At 67.6% G+C, this 20,781-nt stretch carries 21 protein-coding genes; 17 read left to right on the forward strand and 4 right to left on the reverse strand.

The annotated features are described in order from the left end of the window. Window positions 1-12 precede the first annotated feature (12 nt). The 8 genes from queF (at window position 13) to BLT64_RS12150 (ending at window position 8,397) form a co-directional block, all read left to right on the forward strand. Window positions 13-477 (forward strand): preQ(1) synthase, encoded by a 465-nt coding sequence (gene queF / locus BLT64_RS12115; RefSeq protein ID WP_011750411.1) that lies wholly within the window; start codon window positions 13-15, stop codon window positions 475-477. A gap of 148 nt (window positions 478-625) precedes the next feature. Beyond that, the gene (locus BLT64_RS12120; RefSeq protein WP_011750410.1) at window positions 626-1,933 is read left to right on the forward strand and encodes an ABC transporter substrate-binding protein; all 1,308 of its coding nucleotides are present in this window, start codon (window positions 626-628) and stop codon (window positions 1,931-1,933) included. A 98-nt stretch (window positions 1,934-2,031) separates the two neighbouring features. Then, on the forward strand, window positions 2,032-2,901 hold the full coding sequence (locus tag BLT64_RS12125) for a carbohydrate ABC transporter permease (RefSeq protein WP_011750409.1): 870 nt from the start codon (window positions 2,032-2,034) through the stop codon (window positions 2,899-2,901). A gap of 5 nt (window positions 2,902-2,906) precedes the next feature. Beyond that, on the forward strand, window positions 2,907-3,737 hold the full coding sequence (locus BLT64_RS12130; RefSeq protein ID WP_011750408.1) for a carbohydrate ABC transporter permease: 831 nt from the start codon (window positions 2,907-2,909) through the stop codon (window positions 3,735-3,737). 11 nt (window positions 3,738-3,748) lie between these two features. Further along, a complete protein-coding gene (locus BLT64_RS12135) occupies window positions 3,749-4,747 on the forward strand; it encodes an ABC transporter ATP-binding protein (protein WP_011750407.1) in 999 nt (332 codons plus the stop codon). Window positions 4,748-4,816: 69 nt separating this feature from the next. After that, window positions 4,817-6,280, forward strand: a complete 1,464-nt coding sequence (locus tag BLT64_RS12140) for a mannitol dehydrogenase family protein (RefSeq protein ID WP_011750406.1) — start codon at window positions 4,817-4,819, stop codon at window positions 6,278-6,280. Between the two features lie 3 nt (window positions 6,281-6,283). After that, window positions 6,284-6,940, forward strand: coding sequence for an HAD family hydrolase (locus tag BLT64_RS12145; protein ID WP_011750405.1), 657 nt, complete (start codon window positions 6,284-6,286; stop codon window positions 6,938-6,940). Between the two features lie 14 nt (window positions 6,941-6,954). Beyond that, window positions 6,955-8,397 (forward strand): FGGY-family carbohydrate kinase, encoded by a 1,443-nt coding sequence (locus BLT64_RS12150; protein ID WP_011750404.1) that lies wholly within the window; start codon window positions 6,955-6,957, stop codon window positions 8,395-8,397. Between the two features lie 3 nt (window positions 8,398-8,400). On the opposite strand, the gene BLT64_RS12155 is transcribed toward BLT64_RS12150, so the two are convergent. Beyond that, window positions 8,401-9,333: a sugar-binding transcriptional regulator gene (locus BLT64_RS12155; protein ID WP_011750403.1), complete on the reverse strand. Its 933-nt coding sequence runs from the start codon at window positions 9,331-9,333 to the stop codon at window positions 8,401-8,403. Between the two features lie 323 nt (window positions 9,334-9,656). On the opposite strand from BLT64_RS12155, the gene BLT64_RS12160 reads away from it, so the two are divergent. The 8 genes from BLT64_RS12160 (at window position 9,657) to BLT64_RS12195 (ending at window position 17,178) form a co-directional block, all read left to right on the forward strand. Beyond that, window positions 9,657-11,876, forward strand: a complete 2,220-nt coding sequence (locus BLT64_RS12160) for a TonB-dependent receptor family protein (protein WP_011750402.1) — start codon at window positions 9,657-9,659, stop codon at window positions 11,874-11,876. A gap of 140 nt (window positions 11,877-12,016) precedes the next feature. Beyond that, the gene (locus BLT64_RS12165) at window positions 12,017-12,424 is read left to right on the forward strand and encodes an RrF2 family transcriptional regulator (protein ID WP_041530657.1); all 408 of its coding nucleotides are present in this window, start codon (window positions 12,017-12,019) and stop codon (window positions 12,422-12,424) included. Between the two features lie 3 nt (window positions 12,425-12,427). Beyond that, a complete protein-coding gene (locus BLT64_RS12170) occupies window positions 12,428-13,048 on the forward strand; it encodes a hypothetical protein (RefSeq protein WP_011750400.1) in 621 nt (206 codons plus the stop codon). After that, window positions 13,045-13,350, forward strand: coding sequence for a TehB family protein (locus BLT64_RS12175; protein WP_011750399.1), 306 nt, complete (start codon window positions 13,045-13,047; stop codon window positions 13,348-13,350). Before BLT64_RS12170 ends, BLT64_RS12175 begins: the two co-directional genes overlap by 4 nt. Before the next feature lie 105 nt (window positions 13,351-13,455). After that, window positions 13,456-14,451 (forward strand): ABC transporter substrate-binding protein, encoded by a 996-nt coding sequence (locus tag BLT64_RS12180; RefSeq protein ID WP_011750398.1) that lies wholly within the window; start codon window positions 13,456-13,458, stop codon window positions 14,449-14,451. Continuing rightward, the gene (locus BLT64_RS12185) at window positions 14,448-15,266 is read left to right on the forward strand and encodes an ABC transporter permease (RefSeq protein ID WP_011750397.1); all 819 of its coding nucleotides are present in this window, start codon (window positions 14,448-14,450) and stop codon (window positions 15,264-15,266) included. The genes BLT64_RS12180 and BLT64_RS12185 overlap by 4 nt, the downstream gene beginning before the upstream one ends. Further along, window positions 15,263-16,012 (forward strand): ABC transporter ATP-binding protein, encoded by a 750-nt coding sequence (locus BLT64_RS12190; protein ID WP_011750396.1) that lies wholly within the window; start codon window positions 15,263-15,265, stop codon window positions 16,010-16,012. The genes BLT64_RS12185 and BLT64_RS12190 overlap by 4 nt, the downstream gene beginning before the upstream one ends. Then, window positions 16,009-17,178 carry an NnrS family protein gene (locus BLT64_RS12195; protein ID WP_011750395.1) on the forward strand — a complete coding sequence of 390 codons (1,170 nt, stop codon included), beginning with the start codon at window positions 16,009-16,011 and terminating at the stop codon, window positions 17,176-17,178. The genes BLT64_RS12190 and BLT64_RS12195 overlap by 4 nt, the downstream gene beginning before the upstream one ends. 19 nt (window positions 17,179-17,197) lie before the next feature. Here the strand turns inward: BLT64_RS12195 and BLT64_RS12200 are convergent, their stop codons facing one another. Then, window positions 17,198-17,746: an FMN-dependent NADH-azoreductase gene (locus tag BLT64_RS12200; protein ID WP_011750394.1), complete on the reverse strand. Its 549-nt coding sequence runs from the start codon at window positions 17,744-17,746 to the stop codon at window positions 17,198-17,200. Window positions 17,747-17,881: 135 nt separating this feature from the next. Between BLT64_RS12200 and BLT64_RS12205 the strand changes: the two genes are divergently transcribed. Beyond that, window positions 17,882-18,250 (forward strand): winged helix-turn-helix transcriptional regulator, encoded by a 369-nt coding sequence (locus BLT64_RS12205; RefSeq protein WP_011750393.1) that lies wholly within the window; start codon window positions 17,882-17,884, stop codon window positions 18,248-18,250. Window positions 18,251-18,265: 15 nt separating this feature from the next. Here BLT64_RS12205 and BLT64_RS12210 read toward each other — a convergent pair whose 3' ends face one another. After that, a complete protein-coding gene (locus BLT64_RS12210) occupies window positions 18,266-19,339 on the reverse strand; it encodes a hypothetical protein (RefSeq protein WP_041530455.1) in 1,074 nt (357 codons plus the stop codon). After that, entirely contained in the window at window positions 19,336-20,349 is a 1,014-nt protein-coding gene (locus tag BLT64_RS12215; protein WP_041530454.1) for a glycosyltransferase family 2 protein, read from the reverse strand. Before BLT64_RS12215 ends, BLT64_RS12210 begins: the two co-directional genes overlap by 4 nt. Window positions 20,350-20,781: the final 432 nt, after the last annotated feature.

The raw sequence follows: 20,781 nt of genomic DNA on the forward strand, positions 1-20,781 counted from the left end.
TCGGAGGGAACCATGACCGAGACGATCTATAGCGGCCTCAAGCAACTGGGCGGCGCCACCCTGCTGCCCGAAAGCCCCGACAAGGCCGAGCTGGAGCGGGTGCGGAACCCGCAGGCCGACGTGGCCTACAACGTGCGCTTCACCGCGCCCGAGTTCACCTCGCTTTGCCCGATGACCGGGCAGCCGGATTTCGCGCACCTGGTGATCGACTATGTGCCGGGCGAATGGCTGGTCGAATCGAAGTCGCTGAAGCTTTACCTTGGAAGCTTTCGGAATCACGGTGCTTTTCACGAGGACTGCACCGTCTCGATCGGTCGGCGGCTGGCAGGGTTCCTTGCGCCGCGCTGGCTGCGCATCGGCGGCTATTGGTATCCGCGCGGCGGCATGCCCATCGACGTGTTCTGGCAGACCGGCCCCATGCCCGAGGGGGTCTGGATCCCCGATCAGGACGTGCCGCCCTATCGCGGCCGCGGCTGAATCCGGCCCCACCACCCTGCAAGAAATCATCGGTCGGCGCGGTCCCGGGTATCGGGCCGCGCCGATTTCGCTTGACAGTCCCGCTGCGAATATGTGAGCATTTGCCCATCGTATTAGCAAATGCTGATCCGCAGGGGAGGACAATCGAATGAGCATGATGCTGCGCGGCCTGATGGGGGCCTGCGCCATGACGGCGCTGGCCGCGCCCGCATGGGCCGAGACGCTGACCATCGCCACCGTGAACAACGGCGACATGATCCGCATGCAGAAGATGACCAAGCCGTTCACCGACGCGAACCCGGACATCCAGCTGGAATGGGTCACGCTGGAAGAGAACGTGCTGCGCCAGCGCGTCACCACCGACATCGCCACCAAGGGCGGGCAATATGACATCGTGACCGTCGGCAATTACGAGGTGCCGATCTGGGCCAAGCAAGGCTGGCTCCTGGCGCTTGAGGACATGGGCGCGGATTACGATGCCGCCGACATCCTGCCGCCCATCGCCGAGGGGCTGTCGCTGGACGGCAAGCTTTATGCCGCGCCCTTCTATGGCGAATCCGCGATGATCATGTATCGCACCGACCTGATGGAAAAGGCCGGGCTGGAGATGCCCGAGCGCCCGACCTGGGACTTCATCTATGACGCGGCGCGCAAGATGACCGACAAGTCGGCCGAGGTCTATGGTATCTGCCTGCGCGGCAAGGCCGGCTGGGGCGAGAACATGGCCTTCCTGACCTCGATGGGCGCAAGCTACGGTGCGCCCTGGTTCGACATGGAATGGAAGCCGCAATTCACCGGCGAGGCGTGGAAGAAGGCGCTGACCGACTACGTCGCGATCATGAACGAGGCCGGCCCGCCCGGCGCCTCGTCCAACGGCTTCAACGAGAACCTGGCGCTGTTCCAGACCGGCAAATGCGGCATGTGGATCGACGCCACCGTGGCGGCAAGCTTCGTGTCGAACCCCAAGGATTCGACCGTGGCCGACAAGGTCGGCTATGCGCTGGCCCCCGAGGGCGAGAAGCCGCAGATGTGGCTTTGGGCCTGGACGCTGGCGATCCCGTCCTCGACCGACGCGCCGGATGCGGCCAAGAAGTTCGTCGCCTGGGCGACCTCGAAAGCCTATACCGAGCAGGTCGCGGCGGAAGAGGGCTGGGCGAACGTGCCGCCGGGCACCCGGACCTCGCTCTACGAGAACCCCGCCTATCAGGAGGCCGCGCCCTTCGCCAAGCCGACGCTCGACAGCATCATGTCGGCCGACCTGAAGAACCCGACCACCGCCGAGGTGCCCTATATCGGCACGCAATGGGTGGGCATCCCCGAGTTCCAAGCGCTTGGCACCGCGGTCGGCCAGCAATTCTCGGCCGCCCTGGCCGGGCAGGCCAGCGTCGACCAGGCGCTGCAGATGGCCCAGCAGATCGCCGAGCGCGAGATGGCCAAGGCCGGCTATCCGAAGTGATGCGCGGCCTGGCCTGACGGCCACGAACCGGGCGGGGGGCGGCGTGCCCGGCCCCTGCCGCAATCCGAACCCTCATCGCTCGCGTGGGAGGCGCGCCGATGGCTACCCGACATCAGAAAACACTCGCGCGCCTGATGGTCGCGCCCTCGGTCCTGCTGCTTCTGGGCTGGATGATCGTGCCGCTGGCCATGACGCTGTGGTTCAGCTTCCAGAGCTACAACCTGCTCTCGCCCGGCATGGAACAGTTCATCGGCTGGACCAACTACAAGTATTTCCTGTCCGATCCCGCCTTCTGGACCGCGATGCAGAACACGTTGCTGCTGGTCGGGGGCGTGCTGGTCATCACCGTGGGCGGCGGCATCCTGCTGGCGCTGCTGCTGGACCAGCCCATGTTCGGGCAAGGGATCGTGCGCATCCTGGTGATCGCGCCCTTCTTCATCATGCCGACCGTCTCGGCGCTGGTGTGGAAGAACATGTTCATGAACCCGGTGAACGGGCTTTTCGCCTGGCTTGCCAAGGCGGTGGGCGCGCAGCCCATCGATTTCCTCGCGCAATATCCGCTGATGTCGATCATCCTGATCGTCGCCTGGCAATGGCTGCCCTTTGCCACGCTGATCCTGCTGACGGCGCTGCAATCGCTGGACAGCGAGCAGATGGAGGCGGCCGAGATGGACGGGGCCAGCGCGCTGTCCAAGTTCATCCACCTGATCCTGCCGCACCTGTCGCGCGCCATCACCGTGGTGATCCTGATCGAGACGATCTTCCTGCTTTCGGTCTTTGCCGAGATCCTGGTCACCACCAATGGCGGGCCCGGCTATCAGTCCACCAACCTGACCTATCTGGTCTTTTCGCAGGCGCTTTTGCAATTCGACGTGGGCGGCGCATCCGCCGGGGGCATCATCGCCGTCATCCTTGCCAATATCGTCGCGATCTTCCTGATGCGGATGATTGGCAAGACGCTGGAGTAAAAACCATGGCCCGCAAGATTTCCGATACCCGCCGCTGGGGCTTTACCATCCTGGCCTGGGGCGTGGCGCTGCTGATCTTCTTTCCGATCCTCTGGACGATCCTGACCAGCTTCAAGTCCGAGGCCGACGCCATCGCCTCGCCGCCGAAGTTCCTGTTCTTTGACTGGACGACCCAGAACTATGCCGAGGTGCAGTCCCGCTCGCCCTATTTCCGGCATTTCATGAACTCGGTCATCATCTCGGTCGGTTCGACGCTCTTGGGCCTTCTGATCGCCATTCCGGCCGCCTGGTCGATGGCCTTCCAGCCGGCCAAGCGCACCAAGGACCTGCTGATGTGGATGCTGTCCACCAAGATGATGCCGGCCGCCGGCGTGTTGATCCCGATGTATCTGCTGTTCCGCAGCTGGGGGCTTCTGGATACGCGGATGGGCATCACCGTGGTGCTGATGCTGATCAACCTGCCGATCATCACCTGGATGCTCTATACCTATTTCCGCGAGATCCCGTCCGAGATCCTGGAAGCGGCGCGGATGGACGGGGCAAGCCTCAAGAACGAGATCCTGCATGTGCTGACGCCGATGGCCGTGCCCGGCATCGCCTCGACGCTGCTTCTGAACGTGATCCTGGCCTGGAACGAGGCGTTCTGGACGCTGAACCTGACCACCAGCAAAGCGGCACCGCTGACGACCTTCATCGCCAGCTATTCCAGTCCCGAAGGGCTTTTCTACGCGAAACTCTCGGCGGCGAGCACCATGGCCATCGCCCCGATCCTGATCCTCGGCTGGTTCAGCCAGAAGCAACTCGTGCGCGGCCTGACCTTCGGCGCGGTGAAATAAAGGGGGGAATGATGGGTAGCATCACGCTTCAACAGGTCCGCAAGGCTTTCGGCGATGTCGAGGTCATCCCGGGCGTCGATCTGGAGATCCACGACGGCGAGTTCGTGGTCTTCGTCGGCCCCTCGGGCTGCGGCAAGTCCACGCTCTTGCGGCTGATCGCGGGGCTCGAGGACGTGACCTCGGGCCAGATCCTGATCGACGGGCAGGACGTGACCCAGGCGGCGCCGGCAAAGCGCAAGCTTGCCATGGTGTTCCAGTCCTATGCGCTTTACCCGCATATGTCGGTCAGGAAGAATATCGCCTTTCCGCTGAAGATGGCGGGCATGGCGGCGGATGAGCAGGAGCGGCGCGTCCAGCACGCGGCCGGCATCCTGAACCTGACCGATTACCTGGACCGCCGCCCCGGCCAGCTGTCGGGCGGCCAGCGCCAGCGCGTCGCCATCGGCCGCGCGATCGTGCGCGAGCCTTCGGCCTTCCTGTTCGACGAGCCCTTGTCGAACCTTGATGCGGCGTTGCGGGTGAACATGCGGGTCGAGATTTCCGAGCTGCACAAGAAGCTGGCGACGACGATGATCTACGTCACCCACGACCAGGTCGAGGCGATGACCATGGCCGACAAGATCGTCGTCCTGCGCGCCGGCCTGGTCGAGCAGGTCGGCAGCCCGCTGGAGCTGTACCGCACGCCGCGGAACCGCTTCGTCGCCGGCTTCATCGGCAGCCCGAACATGAACTTCATCGAGGGCGAGGCGGCGGCCCGGCTGGGCGCCCATGCCATCGGCGTGCGCCCCGAGCATTTCGCCATGTCCACCAGCGAGGGCCAGTTCGCCGGCACCGTGGGCGTGGCCGAGCATCTGGGGTCGGATACCTTCCTGCATGTCGACCTGGACGGCGGCACCCATATCGTCGCGCGGGCGGCGGGCGAGTTTCCGGTTCATCACGGCGACCGCATCTACCTGACCCCGCAGGACGGCCGGGTCTATCGCTTCGACCAGCAGGGGCTGGCGCTCTAGCCGCGCCTTTCCCCTCGGGGTCGCGTCGGCGGCCCTATTTCCTGCAATACAGAACCGGGATGAATTCGGATGGACAGGCTTTCCAACCAGACCCTCGACCGCCTCGGCCAGCCGGTGCCGGGCTACGACCGCGCCGCCCTGCGCGCCGGCATCCTGCATTTCGGGGTCGGCAACTTCTTTCGCGCCCATCAGGCCGCCTATCTGGACCGGCTGATGAACATGGGGCTGGCGCAGGACTTCGCCATCATCGGCGCCGGCGTCATGCCGGGCGACGCCAGGATGCGCGACACGCTGGCCGCGCAGGATTACCTCTATACGCTGGTCGAGCAATCGGCCGAGCGCTCGGACGCGCGCGTGCTGGGGCCGATCGTGGACTATATCGCGCCGGGCGACCATCGGCGGGTGATTGCGGCGCTGGCCGATCCGGCGATCCGCATCGTGGCGCTGACCATCACCGAGGGCGGCTATTTCATCGACGCCGCCACCGGGCATTTCGACCCCACGCATCCCGCCATCGCCGCCGATGCCGCCAGCCCCGACGCGCCGCAGACCGTCTTCGGCCTGATCGTCGCGGGGCTCAAGGCGCGCCGGGCGGCGGGGCACGCGCCCTTCACCGTCATGTGCTGCGACAACATCCCGCATAACGGCCATGTCACCCGCGAGGCGGTGGCCGAAACAGCGCGGCTCTTGGACACGCAGCTGGCCGAGTGGATCCTGGCGAATGTCGCCTTTCCGAATGCCATGGTGGACCGCATCACGCCGGCGACCTCGGATCGCGAGCGCCGCATGGTGCGCGAGGATTTCGGCATCCATGACGAAGCCCCGGTGTTTTGCGAGGATTTCATCCAATGGGTGCTCGAGGACAACTTTCCCGCCGGCCGGCCGCCGCTGGAAAAGGCCGGTGTCGAGTTCGTCGCCGACGTGACGCCATGGGAGCTGATGAAGATCCGCATCCTGAACGGCGGCCATGCGGTGATCGCCTATCCGGCCGGGCTTCTGGACATCCATTTCGTGCATGAGGCGATGGAGGACGCGCAGGTCCGCGCCTTCCTGGAAAAGATCGAGGCGGATGAGATCATCCCCGCCGTGCCGCCGGTGCCCGGCACTGACCTTGGCGCCTATTTCGCCAAGGTGGCCGAACGCTGCGCCAATCCCAAGATCGGCGATACGGTGCGCCGGCTTTGCCTGGACGGCTCGAACCGGCAGCCGAAATTCATCGTGCCGACCATCGCGCACCGGCTGGAGCGCGGGTTGCCGGTCGAGGGGCTGGCGCTGGAATCGGCGCTGTGGTGCCGCTATTGCGCCGGGACCACCGACAGCGGCGCGGTGATCGAGCCGAACGACCCGGATTGGGACAAGCTCGTCCAGGTGGCGCAGGCGGCCCGGACCGACCCTTCGGCCTGGCTCGGCATGGCCGAGATCTATGGCGGGACCGGCCGCGATCCGCGCCTGGCCGAGCCTTTCGCGCGATGGCTCGCCATGCTGTGGGACAGGGGCACGCGCTCGACGCTTGATGCCTATCTCAAGGGCTAGGCGGTGGCGCGGGGGCTGATCTTCGATTGCGACGGCGTGCTGGTCGATTCCGAACCGCTTGCCGCGGCCGAGATCGAGGCGCTTTTACAAAGGCTGGGTGCGCCCATCACCCGCACCCGCATCTATGACGAATTCCTGGGCCGCTCGTTCTCGACCATCGTCGATGCGGCGCGGGACCATGGCGTCGACCTGGGTCCGGCGCTGCCCGGCTATGCCGAAGCGCTGGCCCTGCGCTTGCGCCGCGAATTGCGCCCGGTGCCCGGCATGGCCGAAGCGCTGGCGCAGCTTTCCGGGCCGCGCGCCGTGGCCTCCTCCAGCGCGCCCGAGCGGTTGCGGCTGTCCTTGTCGCTGACGGGCCTCGCGCCGCTTTTCGGGCCGCATGTCTATTCCGCGACGCAGGTGGCGCGCGGCAAGCCCGAGCCGGACCTGTTCCTGTTCACCGCCCGGCATCTGGGCATCGCGCCGGCCGATTGCGTGGTGATCGAGGACAGCCCGGCCGGCCTGTCCGCCGCCCGTGCCGCGGGGATGCGGGTGATCGGCTTTCTGGGCGGCAGCCATGCCGCGCCCGCGCGCCTGGCCGAAAAGCTGGCGGCGCTGGCCCCCGACGCGCTGATTGACCATGCCCGGGATTTGCCCAAGACTCTCGCCGGTCTGGGCTAGGAAGGGGAATCGGCGTGCTGATCGGGGCCGTGGATGTGGGCTCGGCCCGTGCGCGAGCGGGGCTCTTTACCCTCGACGGCCGGTTGGTCGCCCGCGCGAGCCGGGGTTTCGCCACCATTCCGGGGCCGGACCGGCAATCCATGCACGATTTCGCCGAGATCTGGCAGGCCGTGGCCGAAGCGCTGGCCGAGGCGCGGCGGCAGGCCGGCGCCAGCCCGGCACAGGTGGGCGCGCTGGCCTTCGACGCCACCTGCTCGCTGGTGGTCGAGGCGCCGGGCTTTGCGCCCGACGTGATCGCCTGGCACGACCACCGCGCCATCGCCGAGGCGGGCGAACTCAGCCGCATTCCGCATGAGATCGTCGCGCGGGCCGGCGGCTCGGTCTCGCCCGAGATGCAGACGCCGAAGCTGATGTGGCTGGCCCGCCATCGGCCCGAGGTCTGGGCCGTGCTGGCTGGGGTGCGCGATCTTTGCGACCACCTGGCCTTTCGCGCCACCGGGATCGAGGCGCGGTCGCTTTGCGCGGCCGCGGCGAAATGGCCCTGGCTGCCCGACCGGGGCGGCTGGCAGGCGGATCTGCTGGAAAAGCTCGGCATTACCGATTTCCCGCGCCCCGGCGCGGTCCTGCCGCCCGGCACGCGGATCGGTCCGCTGTCGCCGCAGGGCGCGGCCGAGCTGGGGCTGGAGCCCGAAGCGCTGGTCGCCACCGGGCTGATCGACGCCTTTGCCGGCGCGCTTGGCGCGGCGCCGGACATGCCGGCGCTGATCGCCGGCACATCGAATTGCGTCATGGCGACAGGGCTCGCGCCGCGCCCGGCGCTGTGGGGCCCCTATCCCGGTGCGATCCTGCCCGGGGAAAGCGTGACCGAGGGAGGCCAATCCGCCACCGGCGCGTTGCTGGAGCGGGTGCGCGGGCTTTATCCGCAGCCGGTCAGCCATGATGAGATCCTGGCCCGCATCGCCGCCGATCCCGAGCCGGAGCCCGACCTGCATGTCCTGCCCGACATCAAGGGCAGCCGCACGCCCTTTGCCGATCCGCTGCTGCGCGGCGCGATCCACGGCCTGACGCTGGAACGCAGCGCGCCGGCGCTGGATGCGCTTTACTGGCGCGCGGCGGTCGGCATCGCGCTGGGGACGCGGCAGGTCATCGCGCATATGGGCCTGGCGCCCGCCGCGCTGGCCATGGCCGGGGGCCAGGCGCGTTCGGCCCTGCTGCGCCAGCTTTACGCTGATGCGACCGGGGCCGAGATCCACTGGCAGCCCGAGGATGCGGTGCTGCGCGGCACCGCCATCGCCGCCGCCGCGCCTTTGCTGGGCGGAATCCGCCCGGCGCGCGACCGTTTCGCAAGGCCGGTCGAGGTGACCCGCCCCGACCCCGCCGCCCGTGCCCGGCGCGAGCGGGACTGGCGCATCTTTCTGCGCATGCAGCAGCAGCGCGCCGAGATCGCGGCGATGTAGCGATCAATCGGCCAGCAATGCGGCCCCGGTCGCGGCATCGGTGATCAGCCCGCTGATCAGCCCGCCGCGCAGCGCGCCGCGGATCGCCGGCACCTTTTCGGCGCCATGGGCCGCGCCGATCACCAGCGTCGTCTCGCGCGGCGGGATCGGTGCCGAGGCCACGCGGTCGTTGCTGAGCCCCGCCACCAGCGCGCCCCGCGCGTCGTAGGCCCAGCCGGTGATCTCGCCCACCGCGCCGGCCGCGACCAGCGCGTCCAGGTCGGGCTGCGACAGGAACCCGTCCAGCATCAGCGGAGCCTGCGCGCCCACCGTGCCGATGCCGACGAAGGCGACCGCGGCCCCGGCGGACATGCGGATCAGCCGCTCGATGCTGGGCTGGCTGTTGACTGCCTGCCGTTCGCGCACGCTGGGGGCGATGACCGGCAGCGGCAGGGGAAAGCTGCGCGCGCTGACCAGGTCCGAAAGCGTGAACAGCACGTTGTAATAGGCAGTCGAGCCGTCCGGCGCGATATTGCCGGTCAGCGAGACGATGCGGTGCTGCGGGCAGTCGATATGCGGCAATTGCGCGATGGCGCTGCGCAGGGTGCGGCCGGTGCCGATCGCCATGGTCATCGGCTCGGCCCGGCGCAGCCATTGCTCGATCACGTCGGCCAGCATCAGGGCCACCCCGGCCTCGGGTGCGTCCGAGGGCGCGATCTGGCAGAAATCCAGCCGGTATTTGCGCTGCAATTCGGCGGCAAGGTCCATGCAATGGGCAAAGGGATGGTCGATGCGGATCTTGACGATGCCCTCGGCCATGGCCTGCGCGACCAGGCGCTGCGCGGTCTGGCGCGAGATGCCCATGATCCCCGCGATCTCGTCCTGGGTCTTGCCCGCGACGTAAGAGAGCCACGCCGCCTTGGCCGCCTGTTCCAGTTTCCGGCCCTGGTTCGACATGGGTTGGCTTTTCCGTCTTTCGCGCTGTTTCGGGTCGCTTTTGCCGTCCCTGTGTAGCTTGCCGGCGACCGGGCTGTCCAGCGCGCACCCCGCGCATCCCCGCGCGCGCCGGGCTGCGGCAAAAGTGCCTTGGCTAAAATATGACCTTCACATTCATGTTTGATTGGCCTATCCAAGACGGGCTCATTCCGGCGCGCCCGCAGCCCATGCCCGCAGCCGCCATGCCGCATCGCAAGCCTTGTGCCAGCCGTCTCATTGCCACCCTCGCGCCTGTGCATCGCCGCCGGCGCTGTCCCTCGCGGGAAGATCAAGGACGTGCCGCCATGGATGCAGACGACAAGACCAGAGCCTTTCCCCGGATGATCCCCGCGCTGACCGGGCTGGCCGCCGGCCTGTCCTTGCAGGCGGGTGCTGCGCTGGCGCAATCGGCCTCGCCCGGCGCGGTGATCGTGCTGGACCAGATCGAGATCCGCGCCGACACCACCGCGCGGCGCTTCGAGGCGACGCCGGGCGCTGTGGCGCTGATCGACCGCAGCGATGCGTCGGGCGAGGCGGCGCCGACGCTGGCCGACACGCTGTCCGAGGTGCCCGGCGTCGTCGTGCAGGAGTTCTTCGGCGGCAACGACCAGCCGCGCATCCAGATCCGCGGCTCGGGCCTGCAACAGAACCCGGCCGAGCGCGGCCTGCTGATCCTTCAGGACGGCATGCCGGTGAACCGCGCCGACGGCTCCTATGTCGTCGGCCTTGCGGCGCCCGGCCAGGCCGAGAGCATCGAGGTGTTTCGCGGCGCCTCGGCCAACCGCATCGGCGCGAACGTGCTGGGCGGTGCGATCAACTTCGCCTCGCCCTCGGGGGCCTCGGCGCCGGGGATGCGGCTCAGCTTCGGCGGCGGCAGCTTCGGGCGGGGCGAGGTCGCGGGCAGCTATGGCATCGACGGCGAGCGCGCCGATGTGCTGCTGCGCTTCGAACACGCGCAGAAGGACGGCTATCGCGACTACAACGGCTCGCGCCGCACGGGGATCGGCGGCAACGTCACCTTGCAGACGGGCGAGGCTGTGACGCGGCTGTTCCTCAGCCATACCGACCTGGAATTCGACGTGGCCGGGCCGCTGACCTGGGACGCGATCCGGAACGATCCAGAAAGCAACCATGCCGGGCCGGTGATCGTCGGCGGCGTGCCGGAGGGGCCGGGGCCGAACGTGCTGCGCGACCGGCCCCGGCGCGAGACCCGGCAGACCCTGGCCGGGGCGCGGACGACGCTGGAGCGCGGCGAGAACATCTATGACTTCGGCCTGAGCCTGTCGCGGACGGATGACAGCTTCGCCTTTCCGATCTCGGCCGGGTTCCGCGACACCGAGGGCACCGACGCGACGCTGACCGCGCGCTACAGCCGACTGGGCGAGGGGGCGTTGCCGTTGTTCGAGACCGGCCTGACCTGGTCCTTCGGCAAGGCCGACCGCGATTATTTCCACAACTTGGGCGGCGCGCGCGGCCCGGCCTTCGGCCGCAACCGGCTGACGGCCGATACGGTGTCGGTCTTTGCCGGGGCGAACCTGCCGCTGGGTGGGTTCACCTTGTCGCCCTCGATCGCCTTCAACCATGCCAGTCGCGAAAGCGATGACCGCTGGGGCGGGGCGACCCGGCCGACGGTGGCCTACAGCCCGATGAACCCCGGCATGCGCCTGCCCGATGGGGCGGTGCCGGCGGTCTCGACCAGCTACGACCGCAGCTATAGCGGCTTCACCCCGGCGCTGGCCCTGTCCTGGACCCCGGCCGAGGGGCAGTTCGCCTGGATCTCGCTGGCGCGGGGTTTCGAGCCGCCGACCCATGACGACCTGCTGGGCACGGTGGGCGGCACGCCGAACAGCGGGCCGGGCCGGCCGAACCCCGCCGATCCCGCGGCGCCGGCGGCGATGTTCGCGACGCCCGACCTGGAGGCGCAGACCTCGACCACGCTGGAGCTGGGCTGGCGCGGGACGTGGCAGAACCTGTCCTGGGACGCGACCGTCTATCACGCGCGGCTGAAGAACGAACTGCTTTCGCTGCGCGACGTGACCGGCGCCACGCTGGCCTCGGTCAATGCCGGGCGGACGCGGCACAGCGGGGTCGAGCTTGGCCTGTCGGGCGATCTTGCGGAAACGCTGGCGGCGCGGCTGGCATGGACCTGGCAGGATTTCCGCTTCGACGACGATCCCTTGCGCGGCGACAACCGCATTGCCGGCGCGCCGCGCAACGTGATCTCGCTGGTGCTGGACTGGCGCCCGGTCGAGCGGCTGACGGTCACCGGCAAGTTGCATTGGGTGCCGGGCAAGACGCCGGTGGACAACATGAACACGGTATTCAACGACCCTTATGCGCTGGTCGATCTGGGGGTCGAATACGCGCTGACGCCGAATGCCCTGGTCCATCTCCAGGTCACCAACCTGACGGATGAACGATATGCCGCCTCGACGCTGGTCGTGGACCAGGCATCGGCGGGGCAGGCGGCCTTCATCCCGGGCGAAGGGCGGGCCTTCTATCTGGGCACGCGGCTGCGGTTCTGATGATGGAGCGCGCCGCCGCCCGGATGCCCCATGCCTTGCCTGCGGTTCATGCGAGAGGGCCGCACCGTGTCCCGGTGCGTGCCATTGACCGGCGGGCGCGGGCCGTGCTTTTGTGCGGGCGGATCGAGGAAGCCCCCTTCATGCGACTGACCAGCTTTTCGGATTATGCGCTGCGGCTGCTGATCTATGCGGCGCGCCATCCCGACCGGCTGGTGACCATCGAAGGGGCGGCCCTTGCCTATGACATCTCGCGCAGCCATCTGACCAAGGTGGCCAATGTGCTGACGCGGGCAGGGTTCCTGAACTCGGTTCGCGGCCGCTCGGGCGGGTTGGAGCTGGGCCGCGATCCGGCCGCGCTGCGGCTGGGCGAGGTGCTGCGGGTGACCGAGCCGGACATGGCCGCCGCCGAATGCTTCGGCCCCGAAGAGATCCGCGATCCCAACCGCCCCGGCGCGCTGGACGCGGCGATCCGGGATGCGCTTGCCGCCTTCCTGCAGGTGATGGACCGCCGCACGCTGGCCGACCTGCTGGCCGACGAACAGGAGTGAGCCATGGGTTTTCCCGCCTTCTTCGACGATGCGCCGGTGATCCGGGTCCGTGATCCGCTGGCGGGTTTTCTCGGCACGGCCGAGGGCGGGGCGATGACCTATCGCTATGCCGATGCCGTGCGGCTTTGCGGCCATTCCTGCCCGGTGGTCGCCGGCGCCTGGCTGATGGTGCTGGCCGGGCTGGAATGGCTTTACGGCGACGACCTGCCCGAACGCGGCGGCATCGAGGTCCATATGCGCGACGGTGTTGCGCAGGGCACGACCGGCGTCACCGCCTCGGTCGCGACGCTGGTCACGGGTGCCGCGGCCGAGGGCGGCTTTCACGGCATCGGGTCGGGGCATCTGTTCTCGCGCCGCGGGCTTTTGCGCTTCGAGGCGCCGATCGACGGCGTCATGGCGCTGCGGCGGCGCGATGATGGCGCGGGTGTGGTCATCGACATCGACACCGGCCATGTCCCGCACGACCCGGCCATCGCCGACCTGATGCCGCCCGCGGTCGCGGGACTGGCCGATCCGGCCGAACAGGCCCGTTTCGCGGTATTGTTCCAGGACCGGGTGCGCCGGATGCTGGCGGCGGCCGACGACCCCAAGCTGATCCATCTCTACGACTGGCCGGCGGAATGAACCGCCCGGCTTGGCCCGGTGACGCCGCCCCCTATCGGCGCACCCCGGAATTCACCGAAACCACCGTGCCGGGCGGCCTCTTGCGTGCCCATGCGACCCGCTCCGGCACCTGGGCGCGGCTGCATGTGCTGGAGGGGCGGCTGCTCTTTCGCGATCTGGTGGACGGTGCCGAACTGCTGCTGGGGCCGGGCATCCATCCGCTGATCCATCCAGAGCGGCCGCACGAGGTTGCGGCCCCGGCGCCGGTGCGGTTTTTCGTCGAGTTCTGTGCCCGGCCGGGCGATTTCGCGGCCTCGACCTGACCTATGTCAAGGATGCCCGGCCGTACCGGCCTATGGTATCGACAACGCCGCGCCAGCCCTCCGCCAGCGACCCCCGTTCACCTTGCGCCTGCCAGGAGGGCAGCCATGTCCCTTATCCTTCGCAATCCCTCGCGCCGCACCGTCCTTGCCGGGGCGGGGACGCTGGCCGCCACGCTGGCGGCACCCCGCCTCCTGCGCGCTGCGCCGCTTGCCCGTCTGGCGCTGTTCGGCCCGCCTGCCGGACCCAGCATCACCCTGGCCCATGCCGTGGCCAGCGGCGCGCTGAAGGATCTGTCGGCCGAGGTGTCGCTGACCGTCTGGCGCAGCCCGGACGAGTTGCGCGCCGGCCTGACCTCGGGGACCATCGACCTGTCGGTGGTGCCGGTGCAGGTCGCGGCGAACCTTTACAACCGCGGCATGGGGCTGCGGCTGGTCAATACGATGACGGACGGGCTGCTGTTCATCGTGGCCGAATCCGGCACGGTCGCGGATCTCGCGGCGCTGGAGGGCATGCGGCTGGCCGTGCCCTTCGTCAACGACACGCCCGATTTCGTGCTGCGCGCGCTGCTGGCGCGGCAGGGCATCGCCGACAAGGTGCAACTGGTGCCCGTCGGCAGCCCCATCGAGGCCGCGCAGATGCTGCTGGCCGGCCAGATCGAGGCGGCGCTGCTGAGCGAGCCTGCCTCCAGCGTCGCGATCATGCGCGGCCGGACGGTGGGCAAGGCTTTCGCCCGGGTGATCGACCTGCAAGCGGAATGGGGCCGGCAGGGCGATGTCGGCCCGGTGCTGCCGCAGGCCGGGCTGGCCGCGACCGACGCTTTTCTGGCCGGGGGCGTGGAACTGCTGGAGCCGTTGCAGGCCGCGCTGGTGCGGGCGAATGACGAGGTTCTGGCCGATCCGGTGCAGGCCGCGACCGAAGCCTCCGGCCCGCTGGACATGCCCGCCCCGATCCTGGCGCTGTCGGTTCCCCATTCCCGGCTGGCCGTGCGCCCGGCCGGAGAGGCGCGGCCGGCCGTCGAGGCGATCCTGTCGCTGATGGCGGAAACCGATGCCGCGATCATCGGCGGCAAGCTGCCCGATGCGGGGTTCTATCTGCTGTGAGCCTGCTTGCGGCCTGTCTCGACCGGCTGGCGCGGCTGGGCCGGTTCCTGTGGTCGGCCTGGGCCGGGCTGGCGGGGCTCGCGCTGATCGGTGCGCTGTGGCAGGCGGGGCACGAGGCCTATGGCGACTTCATCCTGACCGCGCCGCTGGACACGCTGGCCGCCGCGGCGCGGCTTTTGCACGAGGGCAGGGCGCAGGAACTGCTGGCGCTGACCACCGCCCGAGCGCTGGCCGGTTTCGGGCTTTGTGCGCTGATCGGCACGCTGGCCGGGGTGGCGGCGGGCTATTCGCCGGCCACGCTGCGGCTGTCGCGGCCGGTCCTGACCCTGCTTCTGGGCGTGCCGCCGATCGCCTGGATCGTGCTGGCGATGATCTGGTTCGGCCCCTCGGACATGACCGTGGCGGTGACGATCCTGATCTCGGCCACGCCTGTGGTCTTTGTCGGCGCGGTCGAGGGGGTGGTGACGCGCGACCGCGGCCTTGACGACATGGCGCGGGTCTTTGGCGCCGGCCCCTTGCGGCGCTTTCTGTTCGTATCGGCCCGGCAGATTTCGGCGCAGCTGTTCCCGGCGCTGATCCTGGCACTCGGCTCGGCCTTCAAGGTCGCGATCATGGCGGAACTGCTGGCCAATGCCGGTGGCATCGGCGGCGCGCTGGCGCGGGCGCGGGCCATGCTGGACATTGCCGAGGCGCTGGCCTGGGTCAGCCTGGCCGTCGCCGCGCTGATCGCTGTCGAATACGTCCTGATCCGTCCGGTCCGGGCCGAACTGGAACGCTGGCGCGAAGCCGCCGCACCCTGGGGCGTCAAGCGATGAGCCTGCTGGAGCTGAATCGCATCGGCCACGCCTTTTTCGGCCGCACCGTGCTGGAGGGCATCACCCTGACCGTCGAGCGGCAAGAGATCGTGGCGCTGGTCGGGCCGTCGGGTTCGGGCAAGTCGACCCTCGCCCATATCGCCGCCGGGCTGGTCGAGCCGCGCGAGGGGCGCGTCGCCCGCCGCTACCTTCGCCATGCGATGGTGTTCCAGGATCCGCGACTGATGCCTTGGGCGACGGCGGCCGGCAATATCGGCTTTCCGCTGCGCCTGTCGCGCGCGCCGCGCCGGATGCGGCGCCGGATGATCGGAGATGCCGCGCTGCGCGCCGGGCTCTTGCCCGAGGATCTGGGGAAATACCCCTCCGAGCTTTCGGGCGGCATGCGCCAGCGCGCCGCCATCGCCCGCGCGCTGGTGACCGACCCGGATTTCATCTATTTCGACGAACCCTTTACGGCGCTGGATGTCGCGCTGAAACGGCGGATGCAGGACCTGGTGATCGAGGCCGCCGCCTCGGCGCGGTTCGCGGCGCTGTTCATCACCCACGACCTGCTGGAGGCCATCCGCATCAGCCACCGCATCCTGGTGCTGGACGCGGGCGGGCGCGGCATCGCGGGCGAGCGCCTGCCGCCCGGCAACCCCGGAACCCGCGACGAGGCGGCGATCTTTGCCCTGCGCCAGCATTACCTGACCGCCGACCCGCTGTTTGCGCATATCCACGACATCGACGAACGGCTGCGCCCATGAAGCCCCCCTTGCATCGCGTGCTTTCCGACGAAGGCTTCAGGCTGTTCTTTCCGCTGGCGGCGCTGCATGCGGCGTTGTGGCCGCTGCTTTGGGTGGCGCTCTGGTCCTTTGACCTGCCCTTTGCGCGCCGGATCCCGCCCGGCATCTGGCATGCGAACGAGATGATCTTCGGCGCCTGGGGCGCGGCGCTGCTGGGCTTTCTGACCACTGCCGCGCCGGAATGGACGGACACGCCGCGCCTGCGCGGGCGGCCGCTGTGGTGGCTTGCCGCGCTTTGGGGGCTGGCGCGGATCGCGGGGCTTATGGGCGCGGACGCGCTGATCCTGCCGGCGATGCTGGCGGATCTGGCCTGGCTGGTGCTGCTGCTGGCCTATTTCCTGAAGGTCTCGCTGGAGCAGCGCACGACGCGGCTGCTAAGCTTTGCGGGCTGGCTTTTCGCGCTGACGCTGGCGGGGCTGATGGCGCGCATGGCGATGCTGGCGGGGCAGGTCGAGGCGGCGGCGGAATGGCTGCGCATCGCGGGGCTGGTGTTTCTGGGGCTGCTCGCCCTTGCCCTGGCGCGGATCACCGTGCCGGTCACGAACATCGTGCTGGACCCCAGCGAAAGGACCTCGCCCTTCCGACCGCATCCGGGGCGGCTGAACCTGTCGGCCGGGCTGGTGGCCCTGGCGCTGATCGGGCAGGTTGCGGGCCTGTCGCCGGCGGTCGCGGGCTTTCTGTGGATCGCCGCCGGCGCCGCCTTCATGGACCGCATGGCCGAGGGCTTTGTCGGCCCCGAGGCGTTTTGCGCCGAGATCATGGTGCTGATGGCGGCGGCGGGCTTTGCCGGAGTGGGGCTGCTGGGTCTGGGTGCCGCAGCCTTGGGTGCGCCCTGGGCCGAGGCCGGGCCGCTGCATCTGGCGCTGATGGGGGGCTTGGGCCTGGGCGTCCTGGCGGTGCTGGCGATTGCGGGGCGGTTCCATACCGGGCAGGGGCTGGGCCTGAACTGGCAGACCCGGGCCGCTTTCGTGCTGGCCGCCGCGGCGGTGCTGCTGCGCGCCCTGCCCGAGATGGGGCTGATGCCCTGGCCGCCCGGCCCGCTGCATCTGGTCGCGGCGGTCCTGTGGGCGGCGGCGTTCCTGCTGTGGCTGGCCGATTACTGGCCGGCGATCAGCCGCCTGCCGTGAAGGACAGGCGGCGGCGCGCTCAGGCGGCAAGCTGCCGGGTCTGGCCAAGCGCCTGGTCGATGGCGGCCTGGCGCTGTTCGGGACCGATGCTCACGCCATCGGCCATCACGAATTCGGCCTCGATGCCGATGAAGGCAAAGACCGAGCGCAGATAGCTTTCCAGATGCTCCAGCGCGATCCTGGCCTCGTCGCTGTAAAAACCGCCGCGCGCCAGGGCGACGATCACGCGCTTGCCCTTGGCCAGCCCCTCCGGCCCTTCGGCGGTATAGCGGAAGGTCTTGCCGGCAACGACGATGCGGTCGATCCATGCCTTGAGCTGGCTGGGCAGGGTGAAGTTATACATCGGCGCGCCGATCACCACCGTATCGGCGGCCAGGAACTCGTCCAGCACCGAAGTGTCGCCAAGCGCATCCAGCGTCAGGTGCGGCAGCGGCGCGCTGGCAAGATCGCGGCGAATGACGGGGATGCCGGGCTGCGCCTCGGCCAGCCGGTCGATGATCGCCTGGCTGACGATGCGGCTGACGCTGTTCTCGCCGGTGATGCTGCTGTCGATATGCAGGATGGTCACTCTTGTCTCCTAGGTATGGAATCTATACTGAGATCCCCTAAGTAACCATCGGGGAACCCCCCGCAAGAAGGCACAATCCTGTGCCGCACTTACATGGCTGTGACCTGGTCACACCGAGGTAACCGGAGAAACCAGATGCATGATCCGAACAGTTTCGGTTGCAGGGCCTTCACCGCCGTCCTGCAAAGGATCGGCGACAAATGGAGCTTGCTGATCGTCTCGGTCCTGGCCGAAGGGCCGAAGCGGTTCAACGAATTGCGGCGCGAGATCCCCAGCATTTCCCAGCGCATGCTGACGCTGACCCTGCGCGGGCTGGAACGCGACGGGCTGGTGTCGCGCACGGTGACGCCCAGCATCCCGCCCCGCGTCGATTACGAACTGACCGAGCTTGGCCAATCGCTGCGCAAGCCGGTCTGCGCCCTTGCGGAATGGGCGATGGCGAATATCGACGCGATCCATACCGCCCAGTCGCGCTTCGACCGGGCGAATGGCGAAAAGGTCTAGCCCCGCCTTTTCAGGTCATGTCCGCGCCGCCCAGTAATCATGCCAACGCCGGCGCAAGGTGGGTTGCATCCAGTCTTGCGCGTCCAGGCCTGCCGGAGAGAAATGCGAGAAATCCGTAGTGATTTCCTGGTGTTGGCGCGATACGCCCCATGACAGCATGTCCAATGCCGTGACCGCCCACACATTCGCCATGTCCATATCGCTTCTGCGCAGCGACAGCGCATTGAGATAGGCCAGATAGGCATAGGCATATTCGCCATCGCCGCCCCGCCGCATCCGCTTGATTCGCGCGGCAATGCGGTTTCCCATCCGGCAGGGCGGGTTTCTTTCCAGCGGTGCAAGCGGCATGTTCATTCCCTCTATCCCGCCGCCTTGCAGGATTTTCGGAAACATGCGCTTGATCTGATAGTGGTAATAGGCCCGCGGCCCGTTCCAATAATGCTCGACCAGGTCGTCGCAATCCGACAGTTCCGTCTCATTGCCGAAACCCAGCGACGCGGCCAGTTGCACGGCCGTGAACACCGAGCTTTGTGCGCGGATTTCCTGCATCGCGGCCTTTACGCGCTCCATGAGCGCGGCGTCGCTGGGGTGCAGGCCCAGAACGCCGGCATTGTGCATGACCGTATTCCGGTCGACCGGCCAGCCTGCCAATACGCCGCCGGTATTGCGGATCAGGCTTTCCCATTCCGGCCATTCCGGGCTGTCCCGCAATATTCCTTCGCGGGCATGCATCAGGGTCTTGCCCGGCCCTATCCGGTCGAACAGGTGCTTGGGGTGGGCGTGGAAAACGGTATCGCTGTCGATCAGGATCGTCGGCGCGTCGAAATGCCGGACGGCATGGTGCAGCGCATGGGCCTGGATGGCATGGGTATAGCTGCCGTTCATCTGCCATTCCAGAAGCGTATCGGGCGTGATCGGCAGGTGATCGGCGGGAAGATCGGGGCGACGGTTTTCCGCATCCGCGGCCAGGACAATGCGAATCCCGGCCGGGTCGTCCTGCAGAAAGCGCATGGCGGAAAGGACGCAGTAGGTCAGTTCAAGATGATAGGCGCGCTGATTTCCGTAGATCTGGAAAAGAAGGATTTTCAAAGACCCGCTCCCCCTGCTCTGATCTGGGCGCATGCGACTTGGCCGGATGTTTCGGGATCGTCCTGCATGGCGGCGAGAAACTCCGCTGACGAGAACAGAAAGCCCTCGTCCCGCAAGGTATCGATCCCGCGCCATGGACGAGGCTCCTGCGGGTCCAGCCGCATGGCGTTTTCGTCGCCGATGGCGGAAATGCGCCTGCTGTCCTCGCCGTGATCCCACCGGCCCTCGCGGATCGCCAGCCGGTCGCGCGCCACCCAATCCCCGGCCAGTTTGTAATGGCGGACAAGCAGCATGGTATCGGCCAGCGTGACGTTCGTGGCGCAATGCGGGTGCGGCATCGGCGTTATGCCGGGCAGGTTCCGCACGAGGGAATGTTTCGACAGAAAGGGATTTTCCCCGAAAAGCTCGGCCCGCACGCCGCCGCGCCGAAAGCTTATTTGCGGATGGTCGCATATGTTGTTGCGAAGGAACCAGTTGAAGCTCGTGGCATGTTGGTCGAAATATGGAATGACCTCGATCTGCCTGAGGGAATAGAGATTATGCGCCTTGATGGATTCCGCATAATCCATATATCGCAACTCACGATAGGGCAGGGTTGAGAAGTGATCGAGCATTTGCCCCAAGACCGAAGTATATCCCCGATCGTTGCAATATCCCAGCAACCGGGTCAACCCGCCGGTGGGAATTTCGATCAGCTCGTCGGAATCGGCGAACAGTATCCATCCGCCCTTTGCAACCCTTTGCGACAATTCCGAGCGCAATGCGCTTTCATACAGCTTGGCCGGAAGGTCGTTCTGCAGAACGGTCAGCCGATCATAATTCCTGCAAATATCTACGGTTGCATCGGTCGAGCCGTTGTCGATCACAAGGATATGTGCTGCGCCAAGCGAAAAATGATGCTCGATGAACTTCCGAATGAACCAGGAAGAGTTGCGTGCAAGCAATGTCACCATGGCTTGCGTATCGGAAAGTTCCACGAATTCCGGGCCATGCAGATGCCGCGTTTTCATCCAGCGCCTTTGCTGGGCCACCCTTCTCCTGACCACGCGGGAGACCCCGCCGATTATGCGGCTAATCATTCGATCTCCAATTGCCCGATTCCAGAAGACGGCGTGGTTTCCTGATGGCCGAGAACATCCCTGGATATACGGTTCCCTTATTTCCCCCTTGGATCGCTGGCCTTTCAAATAAGATTGAGTGCGTCCCGGGACCAAGTCAAGCGCGCAAGTGTCCGCTATGCCTCAAAATACAGGCGCCCGGCGTGTAAAAAATGGCGGTGCGCTCGTTATTGGCGAAACCCCGATCCGCCGAACAACCTTGAACGTCAGGATGGGTGGCAGGAGGGGCTGCGGCCCTTGGCCCGCAGTTATCTCTCCATGCCCTGGCGCTTCTGGATTCGCGGCGGCGGGCATATGATTCATGTCAAGGCGCGGCCGACATGC

The sequence above is a fragment of the Paracoccus denitrificans genome, assembly GCF_900100045.1.
In the GTDB taxonomy this organism is placed as follows: Bacteria; Pseudomonadota; Alphaproteobacteria; order Rhodobacterales; family Rhodobacteraceae; genus Paracoccus; species Paracoccus denitrificans.

Bases quoted from the DNA above. Each gene is read 5' to 3' on its own strand.
- queF (WP_011750411.1), top strand. From the start codon at position 13: ATGACCGAGACGATCTATAGCGGCCTCAAGCAACTGGGCGGCGCCACC.
- BLT64_RS12125 (WP_011750409.1), top strand. From the start codon at position 2,032: ATGGCTACCCGACATCAGAAAACACTCGCGCGCCTGATGGTCGCGCCC.
- BLT64_RS12165 (WP_041530657.1), top strand. From the start codon at position 12,017: ATGCGACTGACCAGCTTTTCGGATTATGCGCTGCGGCTGCTGATCTAT.
- BLT64_RS12190 (WP_011750396.1), top strand. From the start codon at position 15,263: ATGAGCCTGCTGGAGCTGAATCGCATCGGCCACGCCTTTTTCGGCCGC.
- BLT64_RS12160 (WP_011750402.1), top strand. From the start codon at position 9,657: ATGGATGCAGACGACAAGACCAGAGCCTTTCCCCGGATGATCCCCGCG.
- BLT64_RS12170 (WP_011750400.1), top strand. From the start codon at position 12,428: ATGGGTTTTCCCGCCTTCTTCGACGATGCGCCGGTGATCCGGGTCCGT.
- BLT64_RS12140 (WP_011750406.1), top strand. From the start codon at position 4,817: ATGGACAGGCTTTCCAACCAGACCCTCGACCGCCTCGGCCAGCCGGTG.
- BLT64_RS12120 (WP_011750410.1), top strand. From the start codon at position 626: ATGAGCATGATGCTGCGCGGCCTGATGGGGGCCTGCGCCATGACGGCG.
- BLT64_RS12130 (WP_011750408.1), top strand. From the start codon at position 2,907: ATGGCCCGCAAGATTTCCGATACCCGCCGCTGGGGCTTTACCATCCTG.
- BLT64_RS12175 (WP_011750399.1), top strand. From the start codon at position 13,045: ATGAACCGCCCGGCTTGGCCCGGTGACGCCGCCCCCTATCGGCGCACC.
- BLT64_RS12135 (WP_011750407.1), top strand. From the start codon at position 3,749: ATGGGTAGCATCACGCTTCAACAGGTCCGCAAGGCTTTCGGCGATGTC.
- BLT64_RS12205 (WP_011750393.1), top strand. From the start codon at position 17,882: ATGCATGATCCGAACAGTTTCGGTTGCAGGGCCTTCACCGCCGTCCTG.
- BLT64_RS12180 (WP_011750398.1), top strand. From the start codon at position 13,456: ATGTCCCTTATCCTTCGCAATCCCTCGCGCCGCACCGTCCTTGCCGGG.
- BLT64_RS12195 (WP_011750395.1), top strand. From the start codon at position 16,009: ATGAAGCCCCCCTTGCATCGCGTGCTTTCCGACGAAGGCTTCAGGCTG.
- BLT64_RS12155 (WP_011750403.1), bottom strand. From the start codon at position 9,333: ATGTCGAACCAGGGCCGGAAACTGGAACAGGCGGCCAAGGCGGCGTGG.
- BLT64_RS12215 (WP_041530454.1), bottom strand. From the start codon at position 20,349: ATGAAAACGCGGCATCTGCATGGCCCGGAATTCGTGGAACTTTCCGAT.